The 5,145-nt window shown below is 41.9% G+C and carries 3 protein-coding genes; 1 reads left to right on the plus strand and 2 read right to left on the minus strand.

Translation table 11 applies throughout. The features are described from left to right. Window positions 1–425 precede the first annotated feature (425 nt). Window positions 426–1,286, plus strand: a complete 861-nt coding sequence (gene mtnN, locus ABE021_RS15215; RefSeq protein WP_430289842.1) for a 5'-methylthioadenosine/S-adenosylhomocysteine nucleosidase — start codon at window positions 426–428, stop codon at window positions 1,284–1,286. Between the two features lie 472 nt (window positions 1,287–1,758). Here the strand turns inward: mtnN and ABE021_RS15220 are convergent, their stop codons facing one another. Together ABE021_RS15220 and ABE021_RS15225 are read right to left on the minus strand one after the other, a co-directional pair. Then, window positions 1,759–2,190: a hypothetical protein gene (locus ABE021_RS15220; protein WP_430289844.1), complete on the minus strand. Its 432-nt coding sequence runs from the start codon at window positions 2,188–2,190 to the stop codon at window positions 1,759–1,761. Window positions 2,191–2,523: 333 nt separating this feature from the next. After that, entirely contained in the window at window positions 2,524–4,920 is a 2,397-nt protein-coding gene (locus ABE021_RS15225; protein ID WP_430289846.1) for a beta-N-acetylglucosaminidase domain-containing protein, read from the minus strand. Window positions 4,921–5,145: the final 225 nt, after the last annotated feature.

Consider the following 5,145-nt stretch of genomic DNA (forward strand, 5'->3'; position numbering starts at 1 on the left):
GAGTGAGTGAAGGGTGCCTGTGCACGGTGCAATTCGGACACTATTCAAAATTGTTCCAAGGTTGTATCATGCACAGGCAATGCTGACCAACACTACGCGCACCGTGTCACTTCCGCATAGGACACATCCCATTCGGATCCCTCCATTTTTACGTCCATTTTACAATCCCGCCCTAATATCTGATGCCATAAATAATTCAGCCTCAATCGGAACAGTCCTGAAGTTGTGTCAGACACGAACGTTCCACTTGTATATGACGAAGTGCCTCTAAACATGTACTAGCAATATATACACATTTTTTGCTGATTTTTAGTCATGTCTTGTTCAGCGGTCAGAGATATAGTATATTTCATATTACGAACGTTAAAAGATATATTGTATTTATTGTTCGTAAATATTCGATGAATACATAGGGGGAATTGCAATTGTCTAGTAAATTGAAGGTTATCGTGAACATTCTGCTGCTGGCTGTCTTGCTGGTAGGCTGTTCTGCAAAGGCGGATGAAACAAGTAAAGAGGACAAGCAGGCTGCTGTGGAACCGGAAGCGCCGATTGCATTACAAGGAGCGATGGATGTGGAGATTTCCGAGTTTCTGAAGGCGATGGGTGAGTACAAAGAAGAAACGCATGGCAATTATTCGTTTTACATAGGCGAAATAGAGGACGTTCCAGTCGTCGTATCCCGGACGGAAGTGGGGATGGTGAATGCGGCAGCTTCGACAACATTGCTGATCGAGAACTATCATCCGAAAGCGATCATCAACCAAGGGACGGCAGGCGGGCATGATCCTGACATTCACGTATTCGATACGGTGATCGGCACGGAAGTCATCAATATCGGCAGTTTCCGTTCGGAGCATCTGGATGAAGGGAAAGGCATGGCACCTGAGACGTGGATCCACATGTCGACTGATGTGAGGAAAGATGACGGAGAGACGGAAGAATTAACGACACTGCCGAGCGACCCGGCGCTTGTAGAGGCTGCAAAACGGGCTTCGGACGAGTATGAATATGGAAAGGTGACAGAAGGCGTCATCGGAAGTGCTGACTGGTGGAACCGGGAAATTGATCGGATCCAATGGTTCCATGAGAATTTCGGTACTAGCGCTGAAGAGATGGAAGCATTCGCTGTCGCGCAAGTTGCACATGTGATGAATACTCCTTACCTGTCGCTCCGGACGATCTCCAATTCGGAAGTGACTGATGACGGGATCGAGGACTTGGAGAAGGCAGGCCAGTACGGTGCCGAGTTCACGATCGACGTAGTGAAGGAAATTGCGGAGTGACGAATTGCTACTACAGAATATGAAAGAGCTACCAGTAAAAAGGGCTGCCTGTGTGCAATGGATCTCGGGTACTATTCGAAAGTGTTCTAGTTTTATTTCGTTCATAGGCAGAGCCTTTATGTCCTCATCGTTATATACTCAACTCAATTAGGACCAACCCTCGCAAAGGATCATTAGCTTTGCGAGAGTTTTGTATTCCGTAGGTATGACTGAATACATGAATTATTGAAAAGTGTGGATATACTGGATTTGAGGTCGTTTCAAGCATCAAATTTCATTTATTGCAATTTCCATTTAAAGCATTTCGTATCCTAAAGCTCGAAAAGCCTTGCCTGTGCACCATGTAATTCAGAAATTATTCAGAAATGCACTTAAGTTGTGTTGGGCACAGGCAGAGCTTTCTTAATGCTTTCCAGCAAGTCCACTGCTAAGAAGGCTTTTTTTCTTTTATGGAGACAAGTAATGATTCCCGTTAGTCCTGTTTGCGGAGCTCCAGATTTGAAAGACCGTTGTCTTCAAACTCCTTTTCATATTCTCCTTGAACTTCAAAGAACTTCAACATTGTTTCATCCTGCGTAGCATATGTCTTTCCTTCTTTCACAAGGTCCCGTTTCGCAAGTCGGCTTGAAAGTTCCTGCCAGAATACTTCATTGTCGTTGTCGTCGATAATGGGCTGCAGTTGTTGTTCGTATTCTTGTGTGGGGAAGTGAGCGTCCAGTCCCTTATCAAAAGGAACAAGATTTTCTACACCGAAGTCTTTAGCGAATGAGCAGACGTATTCGAAGAGCGCATCGTACTCTGTATATCTTTCGTCGCTATCTTTAGACGAGTTGGCTGTCCATTCGCCCAGATAGACGAGATCCAGCAGTTGTTTATATTGTTTCTTTGTGAAGTTGATTTTCATAAAGGATTCTTCTCCTTAATTCGTTTTCCATTATCGTATCATAGTTTAGGGGGCGGAAATACCAGAGGTACCTGGACCCCATACAATTCAAACATGAATCTAAGAATTACCTATGAGGTGAACGGATGACATTCGCTCGATGAGTCAATAATATGTAAAGCATGCATCAAATAGAGCCCGCCTAATATCCAGGCGGGCTTTACTAATGAATCCATTTCTCTTTTCTTAGTCCGTGACAATCAATTGCCGGAAAAAGTATCAGGTGTCGCATCTGAAGGAGAGATATCCACTTTGCTTGCTGTTACTTCAAAACGTTAGTAGATACAGCGGTTTTTATTGACCCGCATCCTCTTTGTTAATAGATAATTCACGAACGGAAATCCAGTTATTCTTCAGTTCACCTGTTGGAATGACGCGTATATGTTTAGCCTTTACATTTAAGTCTTTGACGACGATTTTCTGCATATGGGGACCATAAGCTTTTCCATCTATATCTTTCCAGTTCTTGCCGTTCATGGAATATTGGAATTTGACATAGTAGAATGAATCACCTGCGCCTGGCTCGCCTTGTTCGAATGTGATGCTCTTCACGTCGGTTACTTTGTTCATTTCTACCGCGACGTAGTCATCCGCCTTAGCAGCGCGACGCACCCACATTGTGGATAATCTACCCGTACCGCCATCTACGATATTTTGAATATGTCCCCAATATAGGTTAGGTCCCATGTTCGTGTAAGGGAGAAGGACTACTCTATTGATATCCGGATTATTTTTTTGAACAAACTTTTCGTTGATTAATCTGGATAGATCATTGATGAATGGGACTAAATATTTTGTTCCTGGCTCTGGTCGAGTGAGGCCGTTATTGATTGCCGGCACTCGGTGAGATTTTGAAGCGGTGAATTCTTCTCCGCCTTGTACGTAGAACTTCATGGCATCGTCATAATTGCGTTGTTCAAATGCTACGGCTGCATGGATATAAGCGATGGTCGATTCGGCTTCGTCTCGTAATGCATCGACCCATCCCTTGATTTCTGCCTTTAATAGTTCATTTTCGGATTTCTGTGCGAAACTATTAGTAGCGTCTACAATCTCGTTGTATTCTTTCAAAAGGAATTTACTATCGTTTTTAATAGGCTTTCCAGCAAATAATTTTCGAGTGAACTCTTGTATATACGGAGCTAATTCTTCGGATTCTTCTAGCGCCAACCCATGCCAGTTTGGAGTGGGATCACTCATATGTTTGGCAAATGTGTGCAACTCTTCTGCTGCAGCGGGTTCAATGTACTTGAACGAATCTGCCCAGCTCTTGTCCATGTCGAACTCTTCTCGATTCCAACCGTAGTCTGCGATTGCAAATAACGCGACTTTTGAAGATTGAGCTTCTTGCATCGGGTTCGTTACAATACCACGGAAGTTCGTAACAGAAGAATCGAGCATTTCACCTTTACCCATGAGCAATCGTTTACTGTTGATATCATTCACTGGCCAGTTCAACCACATGAAGGCTTCACGCCCCACTGCTTCTTCAAAGAAATCGAATGTTTCTTTGTTTACATCCCCAACCACGACGTCACCAGTCCACATGATTTCGGTGGATTCAGGCATTTGTCCGATTGTATTTAAATACTCATTGTTCACATCTCCGCCTGCAGACTCTTTTGTATATACTTTAGGAACGAAGATGAAGCTATATACATCGCCTTTTGCTAGGCGCCACTCCTCTAAATCGTTCATTAATCTGACTTGGTCTGCTGCTTCACCTTCAGCTGCATCATCGCCGAGTACACCGAATTGACGTACACCGACATCATATAATTGTTCAAATTTAGTAATGATGGTTGCCAAATCTTCTTGATATTTTGCTTCATCCTTAAATTGAATGGCATTGTGCAAGAAGGGATGGATTGTCCAAATGAATTTGTTCTTGGTGGCAGCTCCCACTTCAACCATTTCTTTAATTTCAGCTAATTTTTCAGAAGGGTAGGGTTCTCTCCATTTAAGACTGTGGTACTCATCATCTTTTGGTGCAAAGATGTACGCATTCATCTTAAAGTCTCCACCAAATTCCATTAAGCTCATACGGTTTTCGTTGCTCCAAGGAATCCCGTAATATCCTTCAATGAATCCGCGCCAGTGACCATCTGAATGATCCTTGATTAATAGGTTTTTAATTTCTGATCCTTCTAATTGCTTGAAAATCAATTTTAAAGAGGTAAGCCCATAGAAAGCAGAATCTGTATCTTTACCTAATACAGCGATTACATTATCTTTTACAGATACAATATGAGAATCGATTTCTGTGAAATGAGCCTCCTCGTCCAACCCTTGTTTATGGAAGTACTGATCTACGACTTCGCCTGAGTTGTTGATCCCTACAATAACGTTTGTTTTTCCTTCTTGAATTTCTTTACTTACTGTATGATGAAGATTTTTAATGGCTAATACTTCGATTAACCGATTTTTTGTTGCGTCATCCAATCCACTTTCAAAGACGACATTTATATCTGAACCTAAGTCAAGATTTCCTTTGTTGTATGCAATGCTTTGAGGCATCGGATAAATTTCGTAACCTTGCTTATCTTTTGTGGGGGTACTAACTTTTTTACTCGCTTCTTTTTTCACCCCTTCAGCTTGTACAATAAAGCTAGGTGGGAGTAATGAAACGAACATGACCAATGACATCATGATTGCGAGTAAAGTATTTTTCTTCTTTCTAGATACATGCATGTAAATTCCCCTTTCTAATTTAAACTAGTTTGTGTCCGCTACAAAAAATATTTAAAAATTGAATGCCCTCCTTTTTATATTAATAGTACAACTTATGCACATAGAAAAAGAATTTCCTTTTAAAACAACACAAGTAAGGTTGAACTCCGGAGTGCATAAATTGATCAATAAACTATGGTGTCCAACTAAACAGAAAAGCCCAGCCTTAGTCAAGCCCCTTAAAAA

The sequence above is a fragment of the Sporosarcina gallistercoris genome (assembly GCF_050459885.1).
Taxonomy (GTDB): Bacteria; Bacillota; Bacilli; order Bacillales_A; family Planococcaceae; genus Sporosarcina; species Sporosarcina gallistercoris_A.

Excerpts from the sequence above, each read along its gene's own strand:
- ABE021_RS15220 (WP_430289844.1), bottom strand. The coding sequence starts at position 2,190 with ATGAAAATCAACTTCACAAAGAAACAATATAAACAACTGCTGGATCTC.
- ABE021_RS15225 (WP_430289846.1), bottom strand. The coding sequence starts at position 4,920 with ATGCATGTATCTAGAAAGAAGAAAAATACTTTACTCGCAATCATGATG.